The sequence below is a fragment of the Kosakonia sp. 1610 genome (genome assembly GCF_050435845.1).
In the GTDB taxonomy this organism is placed as follows: domain Bacteria; phylum Pseudomonadota; class Gammaproteobacteria; order Enterobacterales; family Enterobacteriaceae; genus Kosakonia; species Kosakonia cowanii.
In genome coordinates, this window is the sequence record NZ_JBNDKZ010000008.1 from 96,341 (window position 1) to 119,702 (window position 23,362).

Sequence of the window (23,362 nt, forward strand, 5' to 3'; positions counted from 1 at the left end):
CGTCCCCGCCTTAACCCTGCCCCACTTCTTGGGAAATGTCGCAGATGGCTTTAAGTATCTGTACCTGTTTCTGCATGAATCAGATTGTAAAAATGTTGCTCTTAACAGGGCATAAAACAGGACATGCAGCGTGGGTTTGCTGCTGACAAAGCCTCAATGGACAGGGCGTTTTAGCCGAAAAATAAAATACGTTGGCGAGGGAAAAATGCGAAAACGTATCCGTAGAGAAAAACATCGCAGCGATAAACCGACACATCGGGTTCTACCTTACCGGGGCGCAACGCCTCCCCTTTTCGATACGCTGGAACAACTCGTTCAGCAGCTCAATTTCGCACTACCGGAATATATGATTAGCCAGACGCTAATCTCCACCGATCACTACTTGAGTTATGCCTGGCGCAGTTGCCTCTTCTCCGGTAAACGCAATGCGGTCTTTCCATCGCTTGAGATGGCAAATCATCAGCTTTGCGAACCCTATCTGTCGCACTTAATTGTCGATATGGAGACCCTGACTACCTCCCGGCTGGAGGCGCTGGAAACCCTGCGGCAGCCCAACTTATGTAATCGCGGCCTGCATATCTATCTCTTAACGTCAAAAGACGATCCGGCGCAAATGAGCTTTCTGCGCGCCGCGGGCCCTTTTCATGTTATTGCCCGCGATCTCTCCGTTGTTCCGTTCCGCCAGGCGCTGTTGGTGCCTCCTGAAAGAAGTATTCACGCTCCGCTCTTTCCGGCCACAGAGTGGAAAATTCTCTCTTCTCTGGCGCGAGGATTAACCATGAAACGCATCGCACGACAACTCAACCTTCCCTATCACCGCGTTGTTTACCGACTCAATACCCAACTTAAGCTGCTTGGCCTTCCCGATCGACAGAGTCTTATTCATCTCCTGCATCGTCTGACCCTTAACAGGCATCACCAGACGCTATGAATAAAACCACTCCTCATCTTGCCTTCAGGGTAAAAAGAGAGAAGAACGCGCAGTTCGGCAGTGATTTTTTCACAAGACAATAACAATTCAAACTAATCCTGGTACCAGAGAGAGCCCCTGGCTTTCTCTGGTATCCGCTCTCCACAATGCTTTACCCACTCAGGCCGCGAATAATGTGCCACTCATCTTCTTAACACGCTGAAAACAATCAGTTTGTTATTTTGTTTTGCTCGCCGTAAAAATGATAATTCACTAAAACAATAAAAATTGATAACAGATAGATTCAAATATCTTTTATGCTCTTTTACTCTTCAGGATTTCCTGTCGGCAAATAACTCACGCTAACTCATAAGACCTCTCCATACATATTTACCAGGTATAATTGATCTAGCGCATTAACTCGCACGCCATTTCTCTTGCGTTAATACGGAATAGATTATTTCTCCCCTTCGCAGTCTGCGAGGGGAAATAGTCTGGCAGACACCAGGATGCTACCGGTTTTCCCATGAAAATTATCTTCGTCACAGAAAACGTCAACGGCAATTACTCTTCTTAACGTCTGTGGCACACCTGCGTAGACGAGGCATAAAAAAACAATCAGAGGCTAAAAAAGATGAAACCGGCTTCCGTCATTATTATGGATGAACATCCTATCGTCAGGATGTCGATAGAAGTTCTGTTACAGAAAAGCCAGAATGTAAAAGTCGTTCTGAAAACAGATGACAGCCGCAGCGCGCTTGATTTTATTCGCGCTAATAAAGTTGATCTGGTTATTCTGGATATTGAATTACCAAAGACTGACGGCTTTACTTTATTGAGAAAAATCAAAGCAGTACGCGAAGATGTCAACGTGCTTTTTCTCTCTTCAAAATCAGAGTCGTTTTATGCCGCACGTGCAATCCGCGCAGGCGCGAATGGTTTCGTCAGTAAAAGAAAAGATCTCAACGATATTTATAATGCGGTAAAGATGATTCTTGCCGGATACTCTTTCTTTCCTTCCGAAACGCTCAATTACATTAATCACCCTGGAAAACGTAAAGGGGAAACGCGGGATATGCCGCTCTCTAATCGCGAAGTCACGGTATTACGCTACCTGGCTAACGGTTTTTCGAACAAAGAGATTGCGGAACAATTGATTCTCAGCAACAAAACCATCAGCGCCCATAAATCAAATATCTTCTCTAAACTGGGCGTTCATACTATCGTTGAGCTGATTGATTATGCCAAGGCGCATGAACTCTTATAAAAAAGGCCGCAACAGCTGCGGCCTTTTATAAACACTCGCGTAAAAAGAAAGCTTAATAATAATTAATGGTAAACGTGGCATCTGATTTAGCAATGCCAGGCGTAGGGTTATTCACCAGCGCAATGTAATTGGCAAAGAACTGCAAAAGCGAATTGCCATTACCATCCACGCTAATGGCCTGGCTGGGTGCCTCAAGATCTAAAGGCGACAGATCGTGGTCGCGCAGTTGGATCGCCACCTGATGTGCCATCTTATCGTCGCTGAGCGCTAACCATGCAGGATTGCTGGCGGCTTTTCCCGAAAAGGTTATCGAAACACTTCCCGGCGGGCACCCCTTCAGTTTCAACGAAAAGGCGACCGGGGTGGTGATACTCCCTGCCATTTGCAACTTCCTGACCGGCCAGCGTCCTAACGAAACGGTTTTGTGGTTATCGCTGCTTTCCACCGCACATCCGGCGTGAATAACCCTCGCGCGCAGTTCAATGTTGCTTTGCGCAGCGGCAACATTGATCCCGCAGCCGAGCAGCAAGAAAAAGTGTAAAAACCGGGGCATTACGGCTCCTTAATTATATTCCACGCGTAAAAATCCGCGGGCGCTGAAGGGCCCCTCTGCCGGTTTCTTGCCGGTAACGCTAACGGGCCAGGCACGAATACCGACCTGTGCCGCAGCATTCTTATCGAGCTGAAGCGGGATAACACTGAAAATATTATTGGGCATAAAAGGCTGGCCCGATTCATTGGCGACCACAAAGCCCAGATCCGGATTATCTGAGAGCAGAATGTGGTTGTCCGACTTCTCCGCTTCGAGCCGCACCGAGATGTGCGCCCGGGCGTGAACATTGGTACAGCTGATTGAAACCGTCTGGCTTTGCGGCGTCACACCACGCGGACGATTCCCCGCGCCGGCCTCGCTAAACAGTGCGGCGCGAATATCACCAAAATCAAACTCCACCACCTGCCCGGCATTCACCTCGCAGCGCTGCGGCACTTCCACCACGCCGCCAAGGCTGATGGTATAGACCGGCGTGATCAGCGGATCGTTTACCCCGGTGGTGACATAAACGGTAAAAAGAGTCTGCTGCGGGATAGTCACTCGGTCCATAAAACGTTCGGTCACCCGCAGCTTGAGCAGCAGTTGCGAGTCCATCACGCCAAACGGGCGATGCTTCGCCACATTCGGCTCCTGCCCCATGCGGATATAGTTACCCGGTGGATAAAACTCACCGGCGTAGCTATCGCTAATGCGCATTGCCGCCTGCAAATGCGGGGAGATTTGCAGATAACGGTATCCGTGTGCAGTAAATTCCACCGGGAAACGGGTCACGTAACTTCGGTAGGTATGGGTTTGTCGGGTTCCCGCGGGGCAGATTGCCCGTACGCCGATCCACGCTGATTTCTCCGATCGCATAACCACTTTATTAAGCTGGTTACTGTTGCTATCGAAGCTCTCCGACAAATCGTAACTAATATCTGTAGGGGTGCCTTTGGCGTTGTAACAACTGGCGGCGAAGGCCTGCGTTGCCGCAAGCCATAACACGCCGGCAAAAATCGGTCGCATCGCGTTATCCTTTACTGACACAGTGTGCACTGGCGAGGGTGATGGGCTGCTGCAGGCTGGCTTCCGGCAAGGTGTACGGGGCGAAACAGCGTTCGTGATCGCGCGCTCCCCACTGCACCAGTAACTCTCCACGCAGCGGTAATCCGCTTAAAAAGATCTGTCCCTCCTCGCCCACCATGCTGCTGACGCCGCTGCCGCGTTCAGTGACCAGCGAGCCAAAGGGAACCGCGCGGTCGCCGCGCATGACGGTAAGCAGCGCACGTACACCAATGCGGGTGGTGAAGCTGGCGCGCACTAATGCCCCCTGGGTAGGAACGACGCTGCCGACATTACTCTCAATATCGGTGTGATCGCTGAGCGTAGCCGTATCGAGCGCAACGCGGTTATGGCGATAAACGGTGGCATAAGGTACGACGGCATAACCGCGCCAGTCGGTCGTAATTGTGGGCTGACTCTCAATGCGTACCCCCTGCGCGCCCGGCGCTTTTATCAGCACATTGGTATCGCCAAGCGGCTGGGCAAATGTGAGGCCATCGGCATGGGCTACCGCGCCGCCACCGAACTGCCAGTTATAGTCACGCTGCTGTTTATCGTAGTTGTAGCCGAGATTAAGCCTGCCCCATGCTGCCTGCCAGTGAGCATTGGCACTGCCGTTATACCCGCGGGAATTACTGCTCCCCTGATTGAGGTTGTAGCTGAGGTTGCCCTCCTCCAGTAGTGTCCCGCCAATGCCGGTCTGCCAGCTGGACTGCCCGCTGCTGCTGCGGTTGAAGTTGGCGCTGGCGTAGACGTTTTGCGCCGCACTGCCGCCCGCACCAAAGCCGAGGGCGCTAAAGGGAACCGAGATATTGAGCGCTGCGATACGTTCCGCCCGCCGGTCGCCGGAAGCGTAGCTCCACGACCATGACAGGGCGTAGCTCATCCCTCGCCAGCCATCGGCATAGCCAAGCTGCAACCAGCGCCGGCTACGCGATTTATCCCAATAGGTCTGCTGCATGCCGGAGAGATAGAGCGATCCATAATCGGTGAAGCTATGCGTGACATTGGCCTGCAAGCGCCGCTTTTTGTTCGCGCTCTCTTCGCCTGATGGTTTTACTTCGCCGACGGCGTTTTCGCGGGCCGGATACGCCACCTCGTCTAGCGTATGAAAACCGCGCGTCGAGTAGCGCCATGCCAGAAACTGAAAGTGTGTGCCGAGTTGATTGAGGGATTTGGCGTACATAAAGCGCAGCGACTCACCCTGCTCTTTGTGGTCGCGGGCAAGGCGGCTGCGCGCATGGGTAAGATCGAGTGAGAGCGCCCCCAGATCGCCCAGATTCACGCCTGCACCGCTGGCAAACGCCGTGTAATCGCTGGCAAGTTGGGTACCCGCGTAAAGGGTATAACCATGAGCCAGACCGGCCACGATCGTCCCCTGGGTAAAAAAGGGCGAAGCGTACTGACGGTTGCCGCTGCGATAGCGCCCGGCCACCACATCATATTTGATACGTCCTTCACGCTGCAGCAGCGGTAACGTCGAATAGGGCACGCTATAACGCTGTTCGCTGCCATCTTTCTCCTCCAGCACAACGTCAAGATCGCCGCTGGAGGAGGTCGGATTGAGATCGGTGATGGTAAAAGGCCCGGCGGCAACCGTGCTTTGATAGATGACATAGCCATTCTGGCGAATGGTGAGTCTCGCCGGCGTTCGTGCAATGCCGCGTACGGTGGGCGCATAGCCCTGCTGGCTATCGGGGTACATGGCGTCCGCTGAAAAGAGGCGCAGGCCGCGAAAACCAATGCTATCAAACAGTGCATTCTGCGTATTGCTGTCCCCCATCACCAGCTCGCTTTTCAGCGGTACAACCGTCCGCTGTAGCCAGCTGGCAATGTTTTCCCAGCGTCGGTTGCCGGTGCCTGCGTTGCGCAGGGCACCACTGTTACGTAGCCGCCAGGGGCCATAATTCAGCCCGCTCTGCAGGGTCACAAAATAGCTGTCGCGCTGCGTGCCATGGTTACCGCTAAAGCTGTAATTAAACAACGCGGCGGGAATGCCTTCATCCCATGATTCAGGCGGAATGTAGTCGCGGGCGTGAAGATGCATTGAGGCCTGCGGCAGGCCGATATCGAGCCGCATCGTTGAAAAGGTAAAGGCAGTTTGTGCCCCGGGGATAGCCTGGCTTATGTCAATACAGTCGCGATCTCGCTGGAGCTTCATCGCAGGAAATGCAGCCATATTGACGCCCAGGCGCGCTAATAGCGCTGCTGAGAAACAGGGCGTTAACCCGCCCGATGCTTTACCAGCAGCGCTGTTGGCCTCACGCTCAAAGCGGATATCCTGTGTGGTAATAAATTCATCGTTGCGCCAGATATCGACGCGGTAACTGCCCGGGCGCTGAAACCCTTTTTCCAGCAGCGACAAATCAGCCACCGAGCCGGGATCGTCAGATAAGAACGCTGGATTGAAGTAGCGTTCAGCATAGAGATCCAGCGGGCATAGCGCGGCCAGCATGGGGAGCGCGAACCGGCGCGGAGGATATTTTATGGTCATAAATGTTTACCACTCGCCCGTCTAACGCAGGCTAACCCTTCTTACTGCCGTAACGGCACCGTAGTCATTGACTGTCTGAAAAGTGAGATCGCCCCGGGCATCGGGCGGCAACGCCACCTGCGTACTCTTTTTTGGCGCAACCATGACGTTGTTTAACTTCCGCTGGTTGATATGCACATTCACCAGCGAAATATAGTAGGGCGACTTATTGGTGATCTTCAGCGTGTTCCCTTCGTGGGCAAAGCTCAGTGCCGCCGGGGCATCTCTTGCCGGATCGACGAGCGTTGAGGGGCGCACAAAGAGCTTAATGCGGGACAAAATCGCCAGATGCAGCACGTTTTTGCCCGCCATGGTCTCCTTATCCACTGAGGGGATCGCTTTGACATTGAGCCAGAACAGCGATTCCCGATCGCCGGGCAGCGGTGGGCCGACATAAATAATTCGTAACGTATTTTCACTGTTCGGTTCACTAACGAATAATGGCGGGGTGACAGCAAATGTTTTTACTCTCTGCCCCTGCTCATTTTCAACCCATGAATTAATTAAAAAACGGGATTTCTTGTCACTATTATTTACCGCGAGAGAAGTCTGTTTCGCCTCGGCCGGATATATAACACGCGTGGCACCTAAAGAAATCCCACCTTCCGCACTTACGGCACTGGAAATAATAAATATAGCCGCAATACCCATTCGTAATAAATTCTGCATGGTCAACTTTCTTGTAATAAGAATATTCAAGACAAAATAAACAGATGTCCACAAGAACTCATCCCTGAGAGTGTAGCCTCCTGTCCCCCATTCCTTATTCGTACTTCATAATAAACATCGTGTCAGCATTGGCCGAACCCGGCGTCACTTCTGCCGAGGTTGCTTTATAGCGGGCGGCGAACTGCAACGTATTGCTTCCGGTCGCCAGGTTTTGCGCAACAGAGTAAGTTGCACCGTCGGGTTTCAGCTTTTGGGAATTACTGTCGAGGATCTCAATAGCAACCCCTTTCGCGCTGGCGCCGCTATCGCCCGCAGTGAGTGCTAACAACGTCGGATCGACATCATCAGCCTTGCCTGCGAAAGCGACAGATGCCTGCGTGGCAACGCTGCGATCGCAGTCATTTACCGTGAGTGTAAACGGCACCAGAGGCGTCGTATCACTGACATTGCTAAACAAGGTCGTATGATATTGGCCCATGGCAACGGTCTGGGTGTTTGACTGCACGCTAACTGCGCAGGCAAGTTGTACCAGTTCACCTTCAAAATGAATATTACCACCCGGAATAACGACTGGCCCGCGGGCCTGCGCTACACCGGATAACAGCATCATGCTCGCTGCAAGCGAAATAACTATGGGTCTGGTGTTCATATCATATCCTTATAATTAGTCTGGCGATGTTCATCATCCTGTTGAATTTCGCCGATGACTGAAGGCATTAACTGCCCGAAAGATATTCTCGTCCATGAAAATATTACGAAGTACTCCTCATTCGTATGCCCCCCAGGTCAAGCAAAACGAATTAAAGTTATGTAATTATCATTATTTCTTGCTGCGCTATTAAATTATCCCTGTCGCAAATTTTTAAATAGACACAAATGCTGCATTTCCCCTAAGTGGTTTCTTAAGAAGAGCTAAGAAACAGCCCTGCCATATTTTATTGAGGGCTTATGAAATAGCGGCGAATACCGCATAGATGCAGGCTTAACCTTACGTTTCCTAGGGGTGATGAGTTGTTTCTTTTTTGTTAATTCATGAACGGAACCCTCTGCCTCCTCCAGGCTGGCCAGTGAAATCCGCAAACGGTAACTGACAGCGCGGCGTGCTTCTGACAGAATAGCGCGCATCCCCTTTAGGCAATTTAACAGATGGATCTTCTCTCTGATGGCAGCAAAAATTATTGATGGTAAAACGATTGCGCAGCAGGTGCGCTCTGAGGTTGCTGAAAAAGTTCGTGCCCGCGTTGCCGCCGGTTTTCGCGCGCCCGGTCTGGCCGTCGTTTTGGTTGGCAGCAACCCGGCCTCACAAATTTATGTCGGCAGTAAACGCAAAGCGTGCGAGGAGGTTGGTTTTATCTCCCGCTCTTACGATTTGCCGGAAACCACCAGCGAAGCCGAGCTGCTGGGGCTGATTGATAAGCTTAATGCCGACAGCGCAATCGATGGCATTCTGGTACAGCTGCCGCTGCCTGCGGGCATCGACAACGTTAAAGTGCTTGAGCGTATCGCGCCCGATAAAGACGTAGACGGCTTTCATCCTTACAATGTCGGACGTCTGTGTCAGCGTGCACCGCGTCTGCGTCCCTGCACGCCGCGCGGGATCGTCACCCTGCTTGAGCGTTACAACATCGACACTTTCGGTCTGAACGCCGTGGTGATTGGCGCGTCGAACATTGTTGGCCGCCCGATGAGTATGGAGCTGCTGCTGGCTGGCTGCACCACCACCGTAACGCACCGCTTTACTAAAAACCTGCGCCACCATGTGGAAAACGCCGATCTGCTGATCGTCGCGGTGGGCAAACCGGGCTTTATTCCCGGCGAGTGGATTAAAGAGGGCGCGATTGTTGTCGATGTCGGGATCAACCGGCTGGAAAACGGCAAAGTAGTGGGTGATGTGGTGTTTGAGGAGGCCGCTGCGCGTGCCGCTTACATTACGCCTGTTCCCGGCGGCGTCGGTCCAATGACCGTGGCAACCCTGATCCAGAACACGCTGCAGGCGTGTGAAGAATATCACGATGTAAAAGGCAATTAAGATGGCAACATTTTCCCTTGGTAAACACCCGCACGTTGAGCTGTGCGATCTGCTGAAACTGGAAGGCTGGAGCGAGAGCGGCGCGCAAGCGAAGATCGTTATCGCCGACGGTTATGTGAAGGTCGACGGCGTGGTTGAAACGCGTAAGCGTTGCAAAATTGTCGCCGGGCAAACCGTGACCTTCGACGGGCAGAGCGTCACCGTCACCGCGTAACCTCTTGTGCCCGATGGCGCTACGCTTATCGGGCCTACAATTTCCCCGCTTACCCTCTGCGGCAAGCCTGCCCGATGGCGCTGTGCTTATCGGGCCTACGCTTTCCCCGCTTACCCTCTGCGGCAAGCCTGCCCGATGGCGCTGCGCTTATCGGGCCTACGATCTCCCATGATGATCCGATCCGCGTAGGCCGGATAAGGCGCAGCCGCCATCCGGCAATGCCCACTCAATGCCCCTCCACCGATAACGGTCAATTACCGATCAACCTCAAAGAATCACCAATTCCTCTTGCTGAACACCAAATTTCTGTTGCGGCGTTTTAAGAGTTATCTCACGATAAGTAGAACGTTCTACTAAAACGTTCTACTAACAAAAATAACGCGCAAAACGCGCAACTTCGGGGGAAGTCAGCATGAGTCTGATATCTGGATTTGTTAAATCGCTCTCTAAATTGTCGATGATTGGTCGCGCGTTAATGCTGCCTATCTCGCTGCTACCCGCTGCGGGCCTGTTACTGGCCTTCGGCGATAAATTCCACCTGCCGTTAATGATGAATGCCGGTGGCGTCATCTTTGATAACCTGCCCATGCTCTTCGCCATCGGCTCTGCGGTTGGTCTGGCCTCGGAATCGGGCATCGCTGCCCTCTCGGCGGCGGTCTCGGTCTTCATCACCAACATTACTATCGGCACCATGCTTGGCATTACGCCGGAGATGGCCTCGCAGGGCGGTAAATACGCGATGGTGGTCGGCATCCCGACCTTACAGATGGGCGTCTTTGGCGGCCTTATCTGCGGTATTCTCGCTGCCTGGTGCTATAACCGCTTCCATACTTTGCAGTTGCCGGAGTTTCTCGGCTTCTTCTCTGGTAAGCGTTTTGTCGCCATCGCCACCGCGTTTCTCTCGTTCTTACTCGGCCTGCTGCTGCCCTATGTCTGGCAACATATTCAGGCCGGTATCGATGCGCTGTCAGTAGTTGTCAACGGCGATAACCAGGCGGCATCGACCTTTATCTTCGGTCTGGTCGAACGCGCGCTGATCCCGCTGGGCCTGCACCATATCTGGTACCCTTCGTTCTGGTACTCATTTGGCGATTACACCACTCAGGCAGGCCAGGTGATCCACGGCGATCAGACAATCTGGTTCAAAATGCTGGAAGAGGGTGTGAAATCCTTCAGCAGCGACAGCTACCACGACGCCGGTAAGTTTATGCAGGGCGAGTTCCCGCTGATGCTGTTTGCGCTGCCAGCGGCCTGTCTGGCGATGTACCACGAAGCGCATACACGTAACAAAAAGATCGCTTTCGGTATTCTCTTCTCCGCCGCGCTGACCTGCTTCCTGACGGGCATCACCGAGCCGGTTGAGTTCACCTTTATCTTTGTGGCCCCGATCCTCTACGTCTTTAACGCCATCATGGCGGGCTTGGCCTATATGTCGATGTATCTGCTACATGCGCATATCGCCAAATCCTTCTCCGCTGGCTTTATCGACTACCTGTCGTTCGGCATCCTGCCGTCGTTTAACGGCTATCAAACCAACTACCTTAACGCAGTGATTGTCGGTATCCCGATGGCGGTGATCTACTACTTCACCTTCCGCTTTGTGATCCGTCGTTTTGATGTCAAAACTCCGGGTCGCACGGACGTAACGGCGACGGCAGATGATAAAACCGACAGCGAGTTGGCCGGTGAAATCATTGGCCTGCTGGGCGGCGAGCAGAATATCGCCTCCGTCGGCTCCTGCATCACCCGTCTGCGTCTGGAAGTAGCCGATAGCAAGAGAGTGGATAAAGATGGGCTGAATAATCTTGGCGCGCGCGGCGTGGTGTTTGTCGGCGACAGCGGCATCCAGGTCATTTTTGGCGCAAGGGCACAATTTATTGCCCAGAGCATGTCCACACAGATCGGCAAAGCATAAGATAACGGCCTGGCACGCACCGGCGTGTCAGGCCCGGCTGAACAGCGTAAACGACAGGGAGCAGCGTTGAAGAAAGTCAGCATTATTGATGTGGCAAAGCACGCGGGCGTCTCCGTTTCTACGGTCTCGCTGGTGTTGCGCCAGAAAGGGAAAATCTCCGACGCGACCATCGAAAAAGTGCAGGTAGCGATTGCCGCACTCGGGTATGTGCATAACGTCGCGGCGGCGAATCTGCGCGCCAACACCTCCAATCTTATCGGTCTTATCCTGCGCGACTTCAGCGACAGCTTCTCAATCAAAGTAATGGCCAGCATCGTGCAGGAGCTGGAAAAGCACGGCTTTATGGTCTTTCTCGGCCAGCCGCTGAATGATGGCGAGCACCTCGAGCGCAGCCTGCTCTCTTTTAAACAGCAGGGCGTGGCTGGCGTCATTTACCTCTCTTGCGACACGCGATCGCTCACCCTGCCCGCGCAACTGCAACAGTGCGCGCTGCCGCTGGTGGTGGTCTCGCAATCGCTGCTGGAGGAGCCCTGCGATCTGGTAATGCGTGATAACCGCCAGGCCGCCGCGCTGGCGACCCGCTACCTGATTGAACGCGGTCATCGCAATATTGCCTATATCGGCGGTATTGAGGGAGATGTGATCCGCCAGCAGCGGCTGCTCGGTTTTCGCCACGCCATGGCGCAGCACGGCCTGGTACTGCGCGACGGCGCGACGCCCGCCTGCCACGGCGACACGGAGGCCGCCAGCCGCGCGACTCGTCAGCTGCTGGAACAGCACAACACCATCACCGCCCTGCTCTGCCACTCACCCGATGCGATGATTGGCTCGATAAGCGGCATTCATCACACCGGGCGCACCGTCGGTAAAGATCTCTTTTTGACCCAGCAGGTGGCGCTGGTCGGCTTTGAGGATATGCTGCACATCAATCTCACCTCGCCAGCGTTTACCTATGTCTCCTCCGCCAGTGAAGAGAGCGGACGCCAGGCCGCCGGGCTGATGATGCGCAAGCTCAAGGAGCCGCAGTTACAGACGCAGCGCATAACCCTCTCAGGGCAGCTCATCGTGCGTGAATCCGCCTGACGCGCAAATCAGGCGTGAAGAGGGCGCGTTTTGGCTATAATCCCTTTTTTCTCAGGGAGATACTTTATGCCAACTATCGTCACTCACGCTGCTGTCCCGCTCTGTCTCGGGCTTGGGCTCGGCAGTAAAGTCATCCCTCGGGGTTTGCTGCTGGCGGGAATGGGACTTGCCATGCTGCCGGACGCCGATGTGCTGGCGTTTAAATTCGGCGTTGCCTACGGCGATGTTCTCGGCCACCGCGGTTTTACCCACTCCCTGCTCTTCGCCTTTGTCGTTCCGCTACTGGTCGCCTGGCTTGGGCATAAGCGCTTTAAGGCAAGCCTCGCGCGCTGTTGGGCATTTTTAACCCTCTCTCTGCTGTCGCACAGCTTGCTGGACTCCATCACTACCGGCGGGAAAGGGGTTGGCTGGCTCTGGCCCTGGACTGATGAACGCTTTTTCGCGCCGTGGCAGGTGATCAAAGTCGCGCCGTTCGCCCTGTCACGCTATACCACGCCCTACGGGCATCAGGTAATCCTCTCTGAGCTGATGTGGGTATGGCTGCCGGGCGTGGTGGTGATGGGATTATTGTGGTGGCGCAGACGGTAAGGTCTGTAGAAAGAAAAAGCCGCCATCCGGCACAGCGCGGATGGCGGCTTCGATAAGCGGACAGCGCGAACGGCTGTCCGCTTTGCGGGATTACTTACGGCGCCAGGTGGTGCCCTGCGGGCCATCTTCCAGCACGATGCCCATTTCATTCAGGCGATCGCGCGCGGCATCAGCCGCCGCCCAGTCCTTCGCTTTACGCGCATCCAGACGCTGCTGAATAAGCTGCTCAATCTCAGCAACTTCGCCGTCATCTGACTGCGCGCCGCTTTGCAGGAAGAGATCCGGGTTCTGCTCCAGCAGACCCAGTACGCCCGCGAGTTTACGCATATGCGAGGCCAGCGCGTTTGCTGAATGAGCATCTTCCGTTTTCAGGCGGTTCACTTCACGCGCCATATCAAACAGCACCGAGTAGGCTTCCGGCGTGTTGAAGTCATCATCCATCGCTTCAATAAAGCGCGCTTCGAAGGCTTCACCGCCCTCAGCCGCGACCGAAGCATCGGTTCCGCGCAGCGCGGTGTAGAGACGCTCCAGCGCCGAGCGGGCCTGCTTGAGGTTCTCTTCGCTGTAGTTGAGCTGGCTGCGGTAGTGGCCGGACATCAGGAAGTAGCGAATGGTTTCCGCATCGTAATACTTCAGCACGTCGCGCACGGTAAAGAAGTTACCCAGCGATTTTGACATCTTCTCGCGATCAACCATCACCATACCGGAGTGCATCCAGTAGTTAACGTACTCGCCATCGTGCGCACAGGTCGACTGGGCGATTTCGTTTTCATGGTGCGGGAACATCAGATCCGACCCGCCGCCGTGAATATCAAAATGCGACCCCAGCTGTTTGCAGTTCATCGCCGAACACTCAATGTGCCAGCCTGGGCGCCCTTCGCCCCACGGCGACGGCCAGCTCGGCTCGCCCGGCTTGGACATCTTCCACAGCACGAAATCCATCGGGTTGCGTTTGATATCTGCCACTTCAACGCGTGCGCCTGCCTGCAGCTGGTCGAGATCCTGGCGCGAAAGCTGGCCGTAGTTCGGATCGCTTGGCACGGAGAACATTACATCGCCATTATCCGCCACGTAGGCGTGGCCGCGCGCCAGCAGGCTTTCGGTGATCTCAATGATTTCGTGAATATGGTGCGTCGCGCGCGGTTCGTTATCCGGGCGCAGAATATTGAGTGCGTCAAAATCGGTGTGCATTTCGGCGATCATGCGATCGACCAGCGCAACGAAATCTTCACCGTTCTCATTGGCACGTTTGATGATCTTATCGTCGATATCGGTGATATTGCGCACATACTTCAGCTTATAGCCGAGGAAACGCAGGTAGCGGGCGACGACGTCAAAGGCTACGAAAGTACGGCCATGACCAATGTGACAGAGATCGTAAACAGTGATACCACACACGTACATGCCGACTTCCCCGGCATGGATAGGTTTGAATTCCTCTTTTTGGCGCGTCAGTGTATTAAAAATTTTTAACATCGAAGATTCCATGTAGACGTGTGTGGGCGTGAAAACCGTATATATTACCTGTAATTCAAACCCGAAGCAGCTCACTTTGCAAGGTGATCCAGCCTCGCGGTTATGCTATAACAAGCCACTATCTCTGACCCAAACGCGGGTCTACGCACCACACTATCAGAACAGGATGCAATAATGGTTACTTTCCACACTAATCACGGCGATATCGTAATCAAAACCTTTGATGACAAAGCGCCTGAAACAGTTAAAAACTTCCTGGACTACTGCCGTGAAGGTTTCTACAACAACACGATTTTCCACCGTGTGATTAACGGCTTTATGATTCAGGGCGGCGGTTTCGAACCGGGCATGAATCAGAAAGTCACGAAAGACGCGATCAAAAACGAAGCCAACAACGGCCTGAAAAACACCCGTGGCACGCTGGCAATGGCGCGTACCCAGGCTCCGCACTCCGCAACCGCACAGTTCTTCATCAACGTCGCGGACAACGACTTCCTGAACTTCAGCGGTGAAAACCTGCAGGGTTGGGGCTACTGCGTCTTCGCAGAAGTGGTTGAAGGTATGGACGTGGTCGACAAAATCAAAGCGGTCTCTACCGGTCGCAGCGGCATGCACCAGGACGTTCCGAAAGAAGATGTGATCATCGAAAGCGTGGACGTCAGCGAGTAATTCGTGGCAACACTCTTTATCGCAGATCTGCATCTGCACACTGAAGAACCGGCGATCACCGCCGGTTTTCTCCATTTTTTAGACGGCGTTGCCCGTGAGGCCGATGCGCTCTACATTCTGGGCGATCTGTTCGAAGCCTGGATCGGCGATGACGATCCCAACCCGCTGCACCAGCGCGTCGCAGCCGCCCTCCGCGCCCTTGTCGACAGCGGTGTCCCCTGCTATTTCATCCACGGCAACCGCGATTTCCTGATCGGCAAACGCTTCGCCCGCGAAAGCGGTATGCAGCTTCTCCCGCAGGAAAAAGTGCTTGAGCTGTATGGGCGTAAGGTGCTGATTATGCACGGCGATACGCTCTGCACCGACGATGCTGGCTACCAGGCCTTTCGCGCCAAAGTGCATCAGCCGTGGCTGCAAACTCTGTTTCTCGCCCTGCCGCTGTTTATTCGCCACCGCGTCGCGGCAAAAATGCGCGCCGACAGCCGTGCCGCCAACAGCAGCAAATCGCTGGCGATCATGGACGTCAACCAGCAGGCCGTAATTGAGGCGATGGAAAAGCATCGCGTCCAGTGGCTGATCCACGGTCACACCCACCGCCCGGCCGTTCATCCACTGACCGCGAATGAGGCGCCCGCCTTTCGCGCCGTACTCGGTGCCTGGCACAGCGAAGGCTCAATGATCCGCGTCAGCGAAAGCGACGTTGAACTGGTGCAATTCCCCTTCTGAAACCCCAACTGGCTTACCCACGAATCAGGCAAACTTCACTGCGCAACCGTTTTCCTTGCCTTTTTTCCATGCTATTCTCTCTGCCCTCTGAAGTAGTCTGAAGCACACCCACAGGAGTTTTGAGACGCATGTCTTTAAGCAACCAACCGGCGCGCATCGCCATTGTTATGGGTTCTAAAAGCGATTGGGCCACCATGCAATTCGCTGCAGAAATCCTCGATACCCTGAATGTCCCGCACCACGTTGAAATCGTCTCTGCCCACCGTACGCCCGATAAACTGTTTAGCTTTGCTGAACAGGCGGAGCAAAACGGCTTTCAGGTGATTATCGCAGGCGCTGGCGGCGCGGCGCATCTGCCGGGCATGATTGCCGCCAAAACGCTGGTGCCGGTGCTGGGTGTGCCGGTACAAACCGCAGCCTTAAGCGGCGTCGACAGCCTCTACTCCATCGTGCAGATGCCGCGCGGTATTCCCGTCGGTACGCTGGCGATTGGTAAAGCGGGCGCGTCAAACGCGGCGCTGCTGGCAGCGCAGATCCTCGCCCAGCATGATGCCGCGCTGCATCAGCGCCTGGCCGACTGGCGCCAGGGGCAGACGGATGAAGTGCTGGATAACCCGGATCCACGGGGTGCGGCATGAAACAGGTCTGTATATTGGGCAACGGTCAGCTTGGGCGCATGCTGCGCCAGGCGGGCGAGCCGTTAAGCATTGCCGTCTGGCCGGTCGGGCTGGACGACGCACCGGAAGCGGTGCCATTTCAGCAGAGCGTGATTACCGCCGAGATTGAGCGCTGGCCAGAAACCGCGTTAACCCGCGAGCTGGCACGCCATCCGGCGTTTGTGAACCGCGACGTTTTCCCGGTGATTGCCGATCGCTTCACGCAAAAACAGCTGTTCGACAAACTTAACCTTGCCACCGCGCCGTGGCAGCTGCTGGCCGATAAAAGCGAGTGGCCAGGCGTGTTCGAGCGCCTGGGCGAACTGACGATCGTGAAGCGCCGCGTTGGCGGTTACGACGGTCGCGGCCAGTGGCGTTTACGCGCAGCCGATATCGATCAGCTGCCGGAGGAGTGCTACGGCGAGTGCATCGTTGAGCAGGGGATCAACTTCTCCGGCGAAGTGTCGCTGGTCGGTGCCCGCGCCCACGATGGCAGCACCGTTTTTTATCCGCTGACTCACAACCTGCATCAGGACGGGATTTTGCGCACCAGCGTGGTCTTCCCGCAGCCGAATGCTAAACAGCAGCAGCAGGCGGAAGCGATGCTGTCGGCGATTATGCATGAGCTGAACTATGTCGGCGTGATGGCAATGGAGTGTTTCGTGACTCCTGGCGGGCTGCTGATCAATGAGCTGGCACCGCGCGTGCACAACAGCGGTCACTGGACGCAAAATGGTGCCTCGATCAGCCAGTTTGAGCTGCATCTGCGCGCGATAGTCGATTTACCCCTGCCGCCGCCGGTGGTCAACAGCCCGTCGGTGATGATCAACCTGATCGGCAGCGATCTTAACTACGACTGGCTGAAGCTGCCGCTGGTGCATCTGCACTGGTATGACAAAGAGGTGCGCGCCGGGCGCAAAGTGGGCCATCTCAACCTGAATGACAGCGATACAGGTCGCCTCAGCGCGACGCTGGAAGCGCTGGTGCCGTTACTGCCCCCCGAGTATGCCAGCGGCATTGCCTGGGCGCAGTCGAAACTGTAAGGGTCACAGCTGCCGGATGGCGGCTTGCGCCTTATCCGGCCTACATTGCATGACCCCGACGGGTTTTGTAGGCCTGATAAGCGAAGCGCCATCAGGCAAAATCCCTCCGCTCCTACACCGTAGGCCGGATAAGCGAAGCGCCATCCGGCAAAATTCCCCCACACCCGACACATTCCGGCGTAAAATCGGCACCAGTTTTTGCAGAAGGACGCCCGATGAACGACGCCACCGATTATCTCGCCATCCTGCGGGATAACACGCCCCTTATTGATCTCCGCGCCCCGGTTGAATTTGCCAAAGGCGCGATGCCCGCCGCCATCAACCTGCCGCTGATGAACGACAGCGAACGCGCTGCCGTCGGCACCTGCTATAAACGCGACGGTGCAGAAGCCGCGTTGCGGCTCGGCCATAAACTGGTTAATGGCGATACCCGCGAGCAGCGAATTGCGGCGTGGGTCGCAGCCCATAAAACCGCGCCACAAGCCCTGCTCTGCTGCGCGCGCGGCGGCCAGCGCTCGCATATTGTGCAGCAGTGGCTGCGCGAGCGGCAGATTGATCTACCGCTGGTCGCAGGCGGCTATAAAGCACTGCGCCAGGCGGCAATTGAGGCGACACAGGCGCGCATTCAGCGCCCGCTACTGCTGGTGGGCGGCTGTACCGGCAGCGGCAAAACCCTGCTGGTACGCGAGCACCGCAACGGAATCGATCTGGAGGGGCTTGCCCACCATCGCGGTTCGTCGTTTGGCCGCACGGCTAAGGCGCAGCACGCGCAGGCGACGTTTGAAAACCACCTGGCGGCCGCGCTGCTAAAAGTGTCGCCGCCGTTCTGGCTGCTGGAAGATGAAGGCCGGGCGATTGGCGCAAACCATCTGCCCGAAGCTCTGCGCGAGCGTATGGCGCAATCGCCGCTGGTGATTGTCGACGATCCGTTTGAGCTGCGCCTTGAGCGGCTGCGCGAGGAGTATTTTGTGCAGACCCTGCAGGCTTTTATTGACCGTGACGGTGAAGAGGAAGGATGGGAGACTTACGCGGAGTATCTGCGCCACGGGCTGTTTGCCATTCGCCGCCGGCTCGGTTTACAGCGCTATGAGCAACTGACTCTCCATCTGGAGGCGGCGCTGGCTGAGCAGCGAAGCCGCGGCACCACAGAGGCGCATTTCGCCTGGCTCGCCCCGTTGCTGGAGGTCTATTACGATCCGATGTATCGCTACCAGCTGGAGAAACGCGCGCCGATCGTCCATTTTCGCGGCACATTCAAAGAGGTTTCTGCCTGGCTGGCAGCACAGTGAAGCGTGCCGGATGGCGGCGATGCCTTATCCGGCCTACATATCGTGACGTCGATGGGTTTTGTAGGCCTGATAAGCGAAGCGCCATCAGGCATGTGCCGCACAGCACTCAATTGCCGGATGGCGGCGGTGCCTTATCCGGCCTACATACCGTGACGTCGATGGGTTTGTAGGCCTGATAAGCGAAGCGCCATCAGGCATGTGCCGCACCGCACTCAATTGCCGGATGGCGGCGTTGCCTTATCCGGCCTACAGACCCTGATGCCAATGGGTTTGGTAGGCCTGATAAGCGAAGCGCCATCAGGCACATCCCATTTGGGTCTAATGCCGGTCGCGTTTATCGGCGCGTTTTGCCAGCCAGTCGCCGACGACCTGCACAATCTGCACCAGAATAATCAGCGCCACGACGGTGACAATCATCACCTGGGTTTCATACCGGTAATAGCCGAAACGGATCGCAAGGTCGCCGACCCCGCCGCCGCCGACAATCCCCGCCATCGCGGAATAGCCAATCAGGCTGACCAGCGTAATGGTTAAGCCGCGCAGCAGCCCGGCGCTCGCTTCCGGCAGCAGCACGGTGCAGATAATGCGCAGCGGGCTGGCACCAAAAGCTTCCGCCGCCTCAATAATCCCCTTGTCCACTTCGCGCAGCGCGCTGTCCACCAGCCGCGCATAAAAGGCGATAGCCGCCACCGATAATGGCACCGACGCCGCTATAGGCCCAATGGTGTTACCGAGTAGCCACTGCGTCAGCGGCAGGAGCAACACCAGCAGGATGACAAACGGCACCGAGCGGATAATGTTCACCAGAATGGAACTCAACAGGTAGACGGCGCGGTTTTGCCAGAACAGATGCCTGTCGGTGACGAAAATCAGGAAACCGAGCGGCAGGCCGCCGACAATCGCCAGCACCGTTGAGATGCTGAGCATCTGGAATGTTTCGCCAAAGGCGAGGCTCAAATCAGCCAGTAAATCATCCACGGATCACCTCCACCTGCGCCGTCCGGCTGTGAATGTACGCCACGGCATCGCTGACTGCCTGCGGATTTTCCGCCGTCAGCTGCACCACTAAAATGCCCAACGCGCGCTCACCGATATACTCGATTTTGCCGTGCAGAATATTGACCGCCACGCCGAATTTCACCGCAGCGTCCGAAAGCACCGGCTGCTCGGCAGAGTCGCCAATAAACAGCACCTTCAGCAGCTGACCGGGAAGATGTTCATGCAGACGCGCGGGCAGCGTCAGGTTGAGAGTGTGCGACACCAGTTGCTGCGTAAACGGGTGCTGCGGATGGGCAAAAATATCGAACACCTCGCCCTCTTCTACCACTTTGCCCGCCGACATCACCGCCACGCGATCGCAGATAGTTTTGATGACATTCATCTCATGGGTGATCAGCACAATGGTGATCCCCATCTGCGCGTTAATCTCTTTAAGCAGCGCCAGAATGGTGGCAGAAGTTTCCAGATCCAGCGCGGAAGTCGGCTCATCGCAGAGCAGCACGTCCGGGTGGTTGGCGATGGCGCGCGCAATACCGACACGCTGCTTCTGCCCGCCGCTAAGCTGCACCGGGTAGCGATTCGCTTTATCGCTTAAGCCTACCAGTGCGAGGATCTCCGCCACGCGTGGCGCAATTTTACTCCGCTCCCACCCCGCAGCCTTCAGGCTGAAGGCGACGTTCTGCGCCACTGTGCGGGTGTGCATCAGGTTGAAGTGCTGGAAAATCATGCCAATGCGCTGGCGCGCCTTACGCAGCGTCACGCCCTCTAAATCAGAAATGGTGACGCCGTTAATATTGACTCGCCCTTCGCTTGGGCGTTGCAGAGCATTAAGCGTGCGCAGCAGGGTACTTTTTCCCGCGCCGCTGGTGCCAACAATACCGAAAATCTCTCCGGCAGCAATGCGCAGCGAGACCGCCTCGACGGCGCGCGTCGCGCCGCTGCCACCGCGCCCGGCCGGAAAATCGACGCAAACGTTATCTAGTTCAATCATGCCAACCTCAAACGGCAAAAAACAAAAGGCAGGCCGCAGCCTGCCCGATCACTCATCCGCTGTTATTGTTTATCCGCGCTCTGCATCCAGTCGGGTTTCTGGAAAGCGGCAAAGATATTTTTCGGATCGTCGATCACCGCGCGGTAAGCCGGGGATTTCACCGCCGTCACGATATCTTTCGCGAAGGGCTTGTCGGCATCTTCACTGCGCACAGCAATGATGTTTTTCAGGTTCTCGTCGAGCTTCTCCTGCTTGATCGCCGAAGCGAGATCCATCCCGGCGGCGACCGCAAAGTTGCCGTTTACCAGCGAGGCGGTGACGCCATCAAGCGTACGCGGCAGTTGCGCGGCTTCCAGCGGTTTAAACACCAGCCCTTTCGGGTTGCTGGCGATATCGCGCTCGGAGGCTTTGGTCGGATCGATAGCGTCTTTGATGGTAATCAGCCCCAGCGATTGCAGGAAGCGCAGCCCGCGCGCCAGGTTGGTAGGGTCGTTTGAGAGGGTGATGATGTCGCCCTTCTTCAGCTCATCGAGGCTTTTGATTTTGTGCGAGTAAAAACCCATCCCGGCTGTCGGCACGGCGATCAGCTTGCTGAGCTTGAGGCCTTTATCGGCGGTGAATTTATCGAAATAGAGGCTGTGCTGGAAGAGGTTGGCATCGATACTGCCGTTAGCCAGCGCCATGTTTGGCTGCACGTAATCGCTGAATTCGCGTACCACAACTTTATAGCCCTTCTCTTTCAACGAAGGGGCAATCGCCTGTTTAACCATATCGCCATACGGCCCCGGCGCGACGCCGAAAACGATGGTGTGTGGATCGCTATTGGCCTGCGCGAAAGGCAGACCGCAAACCAGAAGTAGTGCGCCAAAAAGCGCGCGTAAACCGAGACGAGGTCCCATACATTCTCCCTGATGGTAATGATGTGCTGTGTGACGCGGCGTGCAGTGCGTCGCGTTCAGTGTGCGCCTTGTCGATAAGGCCGGGGAATAAGATGGCACAAAGCCAGCGCAGCGGTAATTGAAAAAAATTCAACTTGTCAGGGTGAGAGAGGAGAAATGCCGGATGGCGGCGATGCCTTATCCGGCCTACGCTGGCACAGTTCCGTAGGCCTGATAAGCGAAGCGACATCAGGCATTTATGGCAACCGGGCACAATGCCAGACCGATTGCCGGATGGCGGCGATGCCTTATCCGGCCTACGCTGGTACATTTCCGTAGGCCTGATAAGCGAAGCGCCATCAGGCATTTATGGCAACCGGGCACAATGCCAGACCGATTGCCGGATGGCGGCGATGCCTTATCCGGCCTACGTTGGTACATTTCCGTAGGCCTGATAAGCAAAGCGCCATCAGGCATTGGTAGCGTGCTATGCGGCCTGCGCATCAGAGGCAGGCCGCACAGGTGTCGATTAGAAATCGTAACGCAGACGAACCAGGTTCATATCGCCCAGGTTGTCGGTGCTGGAGGTAAATACGTGTTCGTAATCAACACGGAAACCATAATCCAGCTGCACGGTTACACCCACGCCATTATCGATACGCTGATAATTACGGCCGTTGGCGAACTCCAGACGGTCACCCATCACGTACGGCTGAATGTATTTCACCGCGTACTGTGCGATCGGGAATTTATACCCGGCAAAGTACTCAACGCCCCACGCATCGCCCGCGAAGTAGTTATGCACATCCTTCTTCTTGGTCAGCATGAAGTTTTGATACCAGCCGCCGCCCAGAGAGAAGGTCCAGTTATCCGGGGTCCAGCTCAGCGCGGTGCCAAGGATGTTCTGATCGTAGGTTTTGCTGTCGCCGGTAGAAGGCTGACGCATATCCGCACGGGTGTAGTTCCACGCCGCGCCCCAGGTCAGATCGTCGGTCAGGTGATAATCGAGACCCAGTGAACCGCCGCTTTTACGTTTGTAACGGTTGCCGTCGGTCGCCAGGTAATCATCGCTGAACAGGTAAGAAGCATAAATATCCGCGTCACCAACGGCTTTCTTATATTTCAGCATTTTGCGTGAACGATAAGAGCCGTCGTAATCGCCTTTGATGCCGTTACCCGGTGCCTGCGCCAGCATGTCGTAGTCCCAGATATCGGTTTTCGCGCCGACCACATCGTAATAAACGCTGTTCTGCTGACCGAAGGTTAAGGTGCCCCAGGTCTGGCTTTTCAGACCGGTGTAGAGCATACGGCGCGTGGTGTTGTGCGCGGTTTCCGCGTAGTGGTTATCCCAGTCGAACAATTTCGGGATATCAACGCCCAGCTCGTAGTAGCTGACCCAACTGATGTCATCGAACAGGTAGTAATCCGCTGCGAAACGGAAGCGGGAGCCGCCGTCAAAACCGTTACGTTTATAGGCGTATTTGCCATCGTTACCGGTCATATTCTGGAACTGCGGACGAATCGATCCGCCGACGGTGAAGTTCAGGCGGCTAAGGGGATCGCCCGCCTGCGGGTTTTGTTTCAGAACAGTAATTTCTGCTTGTGCTGTGAAAGACGCCAACGCCACTGCTGCGCCAATGGCTGTCGCCAGGGCGCTTATTTTTATTTTCATTGTTTTTCCTTGGGAATAGATACAACTAACTGTTAATTAGCGCGCGCATCATAGCTTTTATAAGATTCTGGTGGGCGAAGTTTTTTTAATGTTTTGTGCTACTAAACAACTATCGTTTAATTGTTTACACGCTGAAACAGAGCGACACCGATTGAATTATC

22 protein-coding genes are annotated in these 23,362 nt (G+C 55.4%); 12 read left to right on the top strand and 10 right to left on the bottom strand.

Annotated elements, in window-relative coordinates; translation table 11 throughout:
* The first annotated feature begins 205 nt into the window (after positions 1-205).
* On the top strand, positions 206-931 hold the full coding sequence (gene fimY / locus ABIC80_RS19215; RefSeq protein ID WP_042717839.1) for a fimbria biosynthesis regulator FimY: 726 nt from the start codon (positions 206-208) through the stop codon (positions 929-931).
* A gap of 613 nt (positions 932-1,544) precedes the next feature.
* Positions 1,545-2,177, top strand: a complete 633-nt coding sequence (gene fimZ / locus ABIC80_RS19220) for a fimbria biosynthesis transcriptional regulator FimZ (RefSeq protein ID WP_042717797.1) — start codon at positions 1,545-1,547, stop codon at positions 2,175-2,177.
* 52 nt (positions 2,178-2,229) lie between these two features.
* On the opposite strand, the gene sfmF is transcribed toward fimZ, so the two are convergent.
* From sfmF to fimA, 5 genes are all read right to left on the bottom strand, one after another.
* Positions 2,230-2,730 (bottom strand): fimbria assembly protein, encoded by a 501-nt coding sequence (sfmF, locus tag ABIC80_RS19225; RefSeq protein ID WP_094419578.1) that lies wholly within the window; start codon positions 2,728-2,730, stop codon positions 2,230-2,232.
* A 9-nt stretch (positions 2,731-2,739) separates the two neighbouring features.
* Positions 2,740-3,735 carry a type 1 fimbria D-mannose specific adhesin FimH gene (gene fimH, locus ABIC80_RS19230; RefSeq protein ID WP_429178307.1) on the bottom strand — a complete coding sequence of 332 codons (996 nt, stop codon included), beginning with the start codon at positions 3,733-3,735 and terminating at the stop codon, positions 2,740-2,742.
* Positions 3,736-3,739: 4 nt separating this feature from the next.
* A complete protein-coding gene (gene fimD, locus ABIC80_RS19235; RefSeq protein WP_429178308.1) occupies positions 3,740-6,265 on the bottom strand; it encodes an outer membrane usher protein FimD in 2,526 nt (841 codons plus the stop codon).
* Positions 6,266-6,286: 21 nt separating this feature from the next.
* Complete coding sequence (fimC, locus tag ABIC80_RS19240) at positions 6,287-6,973, bottom strand: type 1 fimbria chaperone FimC (RefSeq protein ID WP_429178310.1); 687 nt, start codon at positions 6,971-6,973, stop codon at positions 6,287-6,289.
* Between the two features lie 94 nt (positions 6,974-7,067).
* Positions 7,068-7,622: a type 1 fimbrial major subunit FimA gene (gene fimA / locus ABIC80_RS19245; protein ID WP_429178311.1), complete on the bottom strand. Its 555-nt coding sequence runs from the start codon at positions 7,620-7,622 to the stop codon at positions 7,068-7,070.
* A gap of 513 nt (positions 7,623-8,135) precedes the next feature.
* On the opposite strand from fimA, the gene folD reads away from it, so the two are divergent.
* The 5 genes from folD to ABIC80_RS19270 all read left to right on the top strand — a co-directional run bounded on the left by folD (position 8,136) and on the right by ABIC80_RS19270 (position 12,802).
* On the top strand, positions 8,136-9,002 hold the full coding sequence (folD, locus tag ABIC80_RS19250; RefSeq protein WP_042717786.1) for a bifunctional methylenetetrahydrofolate dehydrogenase/methenyltetrahydrofolate cyclohydrolase FolD: 867 nt from the start codon (positions 8,136-8,138) through the stop codon (positions 9,000-9,002).
* 1 nt (position 9,003) lies between these two features.
* Entirely contained in the window at positions 9,004-9,216 is a 213-nt protein-coding gene (ybcJ, locus tag ABIC80_RS19255; protein ID WP_023479056.1) for a ribosome-associated protein YbcJ, read from the top strand.
* Positions 9,217-9,628: 412 nt separating this feature from the next.
* Entirely contained in the window at positions 9,629-11,131 is a 1,503-nt protein-coding gene (locus ABIC80_RS19260; RefSeq protein ID WP_128483459.1) for a PTS transporter subunit EIIC, read from the top strand.
* Between the two features lie 66 nt (positions 11,132-11,197).
* A complete protein-coding gene (locus ABIC80_RS19265; RefSeq protein WP_023479039.1) occupies positions 11,198-12,214 on the top strand; it encodes a substrate-binding domain-containing protein in 1,017 nt (338 codons plus the stop codon).
* A gap of 66 nt (positions 12,215-12,280) precedes the next feature.
* Positions 12,281-12,802: a metal-dependent hydrolase gene (locus ABIC80_RS19270; protein ID WP_429178313.1), complete on the top strand. Its 522-nt coding sequence runs from the start codon at positions 12,281-12,283 to the stop codon at positions 12,800-12,802.
* Between the two features lie 90 nt (positions 12,803-12,892).
* Here ABIC80_RS19270 and cysS read toward each other — a convergent pair whose 3' ends face one another.
* Positions 12,893-14,278 carry a cysteine--tRNA ligase gene (cysS, locus tag ABIC80_RS19275; RefSeq protein ID WP_094419571.1) on the bottom strand — a complete coding sequence of 462 codons (1,386 nt, stop codon included), beginning with the start codon at positions 14,276-14,278 and terminating at the stop codon, positions 12,893-12,895.
* Positions 14,279-14,452: 174 nt separating this feature from the next.
* Here cysS and ppiB point away from each other — a divergent pair, with 174 nt between their 5' ends.
* From ppiB to mnmH, 5 genes are all read left to right on the top strand, one after another.
* A complete protein-coding gene (ppiB, locus tag ABIC80_RS19280) occupies positions 14,453-14,947 on the top strand; it encodes a peptidylprolyl isomerase B (protein ID WP_023479044.1) in 495 nt (164 codons plus the stop codon).
* 3 nt (positions 14,948-14,950) lie between these two features.
* Positions 14,951-15,673, top strand: coding sequence for a UDP-2,3-diacylglucosamine diphosphatase (gene lpxH / locus ABIC80_RS19285; RefSeq protein WP_429178315.1), 723 nt, complete (start codon positions 14,951-14,953; stop codon positions 15,671-15,673).
* 128 nt (positions 15,674-15,801) lie between these two features.
* Positions 15,802-16,311 (top strand): 5-(carboxyamino)imidazole ribonucleotide mutase, encoded by a 510-nt coding sequence (gene purE / locus ABIC80_RS19290; RefSeq protein WP_242389333.1) that lies wholly within the window; start codon positions 15,802-15,804, stop codon positions 16,309-16,311.
* Positions 16,308-17,372 (top strand): 5-(carboxyamino)imidazole ribonucleotide synthase, encoded by a 1,065-nt coding sequence (gene purK, locus ABIC80_RS19295; protein ID WP_263753063.1) that lies wholly within the window; start codon positions 16,308-16,310, stop codon positions 17,370-17,372. The genes purE and purK overlap by 4 nt, the downstream gene beginning before the upstream one ends.
* A gap of 215 nt (positions 17,373-17,587) precedes the next feature.
* The gene (gene mnmH / locus ABIC80_RS19300) at positions 17,588-18,661 is read left to right on the top strand and encodes a tRNA 2-selenouridine(34) synthase MnmH (RefSeq protein ID WP_429178317.1); all 1,074 of its coding nucleotides are present in this window, start codon (positions 17,588-17,590) and stop codon (positions 18,659-18,661) included.
* 318 nt (positions 18,662-18,979) lie between these two features.
* Here the strand turns inward: mnmH and ABIC80_RS19305 are convergent, their stop codons facing one another.
* From ABIC80_RS19305 to ABIC80_RS19320, 4 genes are all read right to left on the bottom strand, one after another.
* Entirely contained in the window at positions 18,980-19,639 is a 660-nt protein-coding gene (locus ABIC80_RS19305) for a methionine ABC transporter permease (protein ID WP_023479087.1), read from the bottom strand.
* The gene (gene sfbB / locus ABIC80_RS19310) at positions 19,632-20,651 is read right to left on the bottom strand and encodes a virulence-associated ABC transporter ATP-binding protein SfbB (RefSeq protein ID WP_263753065.1); all 1,020 of its coding nucleotides are present in this window, start codon (positions 20,649-20,651) and stop codon (positions 19,632-19,634) included. The genes ABIC80_RS19305 and sfbB overlap by 8 nt, the downstream gene beginning before the upstream one ends.
* A gap of 62 nt (positions 20,652-20,713) precedes the next feature.
* On the bottom strand, positions 20,714-21,550 hold the full coding sequence (locus ABIC80_RS19315) for a MetQ/NlpA family ABC transporter substrate-binding protein (RefSeq protein ID WP_139569087.1): 837 nt from the start codon (positions 21,548-21,550) through the stop codon (positions 20,714-20,716).
* A 508-nt stretch (positions 21,551-22,058) separates the two neighbouring features.
* Positions 22,059-23,201 (bottom strand): porin, encoded by a 1,143-nt coding sequence (locus tag ABIC80_RS19320; RefSeq protein ID WP_429178319.1) that lies wholly within the window; start codon positions 23,199-23,201, stop codon positions 22,059-22,061.
* Between the last annotated feature and the right edge of the window lie 161 nt (positions 23,202-23,362).

Coding starts and splice junctions, on each gene's coding strand:
- fimY (WP_042717839.1), top strand. CDS start 206: ATGCGAAAACGTATCCGTAGAGAAAAACATCGCAGCGATAAACCGACA.
- fimZ (WP_042717797.1), top strand. CDS start 1,545: ATGAAACCGGCTTCCGTCATTATTATGGATGAACATCCTATCGTCAGG.
- sfmF (WP_094419578.1), bottom strand. CDS start 2,730: ATGCCCCGGTTTTTACACTTTTTCTTGCTGCTCGGCTGCGGGATCAAT.
- fimH (WP_429178307.1), bottom strand. CDS start 3,735: ATGCGACCGATTTTTGCCGGCGTGTTATGGCTTGCGGCAACGCAGGCC.
- fimD (WP_429178308.1), bottom strand. CDS start 6,265: ATGACCATAAAATATCCTCCGCGCCGGTTCGCGCTCCCCATGCTGGCC.
- fimC (WP_429178310.1), bottom strand. CDS start 6,973: ATGCAGAATTTATTACGAATGGGTATTGCGGCTATATTTATTATTTCC.
- fimA (WP_429178311.1), bottom strand. CDS start 7,622: ATGAACACCAGACCCATAGTTATTTCGCTTGCAGCGAGCATGATGCTG.
- folD (WP_042717786.1), top strand. CDS start 8,136: ATGGCAGCAAAAATTATTGATGGTAAAACGATTGCGCAGCAGGTGCGC.
- ybcJ (WP_023479056.1), top strand. CDS start 9,004: ATGGCAACATTTTCCCTTGGTAAACACCCGCACGTTGAGCTGTGCGAT.
- ABIC80_RS19260 (WP_128483459.1), top strand. CDS start 9,629: ATGAGTCTGATATCTGGATTTGTTAAATCGCTCTCTAAATTGTCGATG.
- ABIC80_RS19270 (WP_429178313.1), top strand. CDS start 12,281: ATGCCAACTATCGTCACTCACGCTGCTGTCCCGCTCTGTCTCGGGCTT.
- cysS (WP_094419571.1), bottom strand. CDS start 14,278: ATGTTAAAAATTTTTAATACACTGACGCGCCAAAAAGAGGAATTCAAA.
- ppiB (WP_023479044.1), top strand. CDS start 14,453: ATGGTTACTTTCCACACTAATCACGGCGATATCGTAATCAAAACCTTT.
- purE (WP_242389333.1), top strand. CDS start 15,802: ATGTCTTTAAGCAACCAACCGGCGCGCATCGCCATTGTTATGGGTTCT.
- purK (WP_263753063.1), top strand. CDS start 16,308: ATGAAACAGGTCTGTATATTGGGCAACGGTCAGCTTGGGCGCATGCTG.
- mnmH (WP_429178317.1), top strand. CDS start 17,588: ATGAACGACGCCACCGATTATCTCGCCATCCTGCGGGATAACACGCCC.
- sfbB (WP_263753065.1), bottom strand. CDS start 20,651: ATGATTGAACTAGATAACGTTTGCGTCGATTTTCCGGCCGGGCGCGGT.
- ABIC80_RS19315 (WP_139569087.1), bottom strand. CDS start 21,550: ATGGGACCTCGTCTCGGTTTACGCGCGCTTTTTGGCGCACTACTTCTG.
- ABIC80_RS19320 (WP_429178319.1), bottom strand. CDS start 23,201: ATGAAAATAAAAATAAGCGCCCTGGCGACAGCCATTGGCGCAGCAGTG.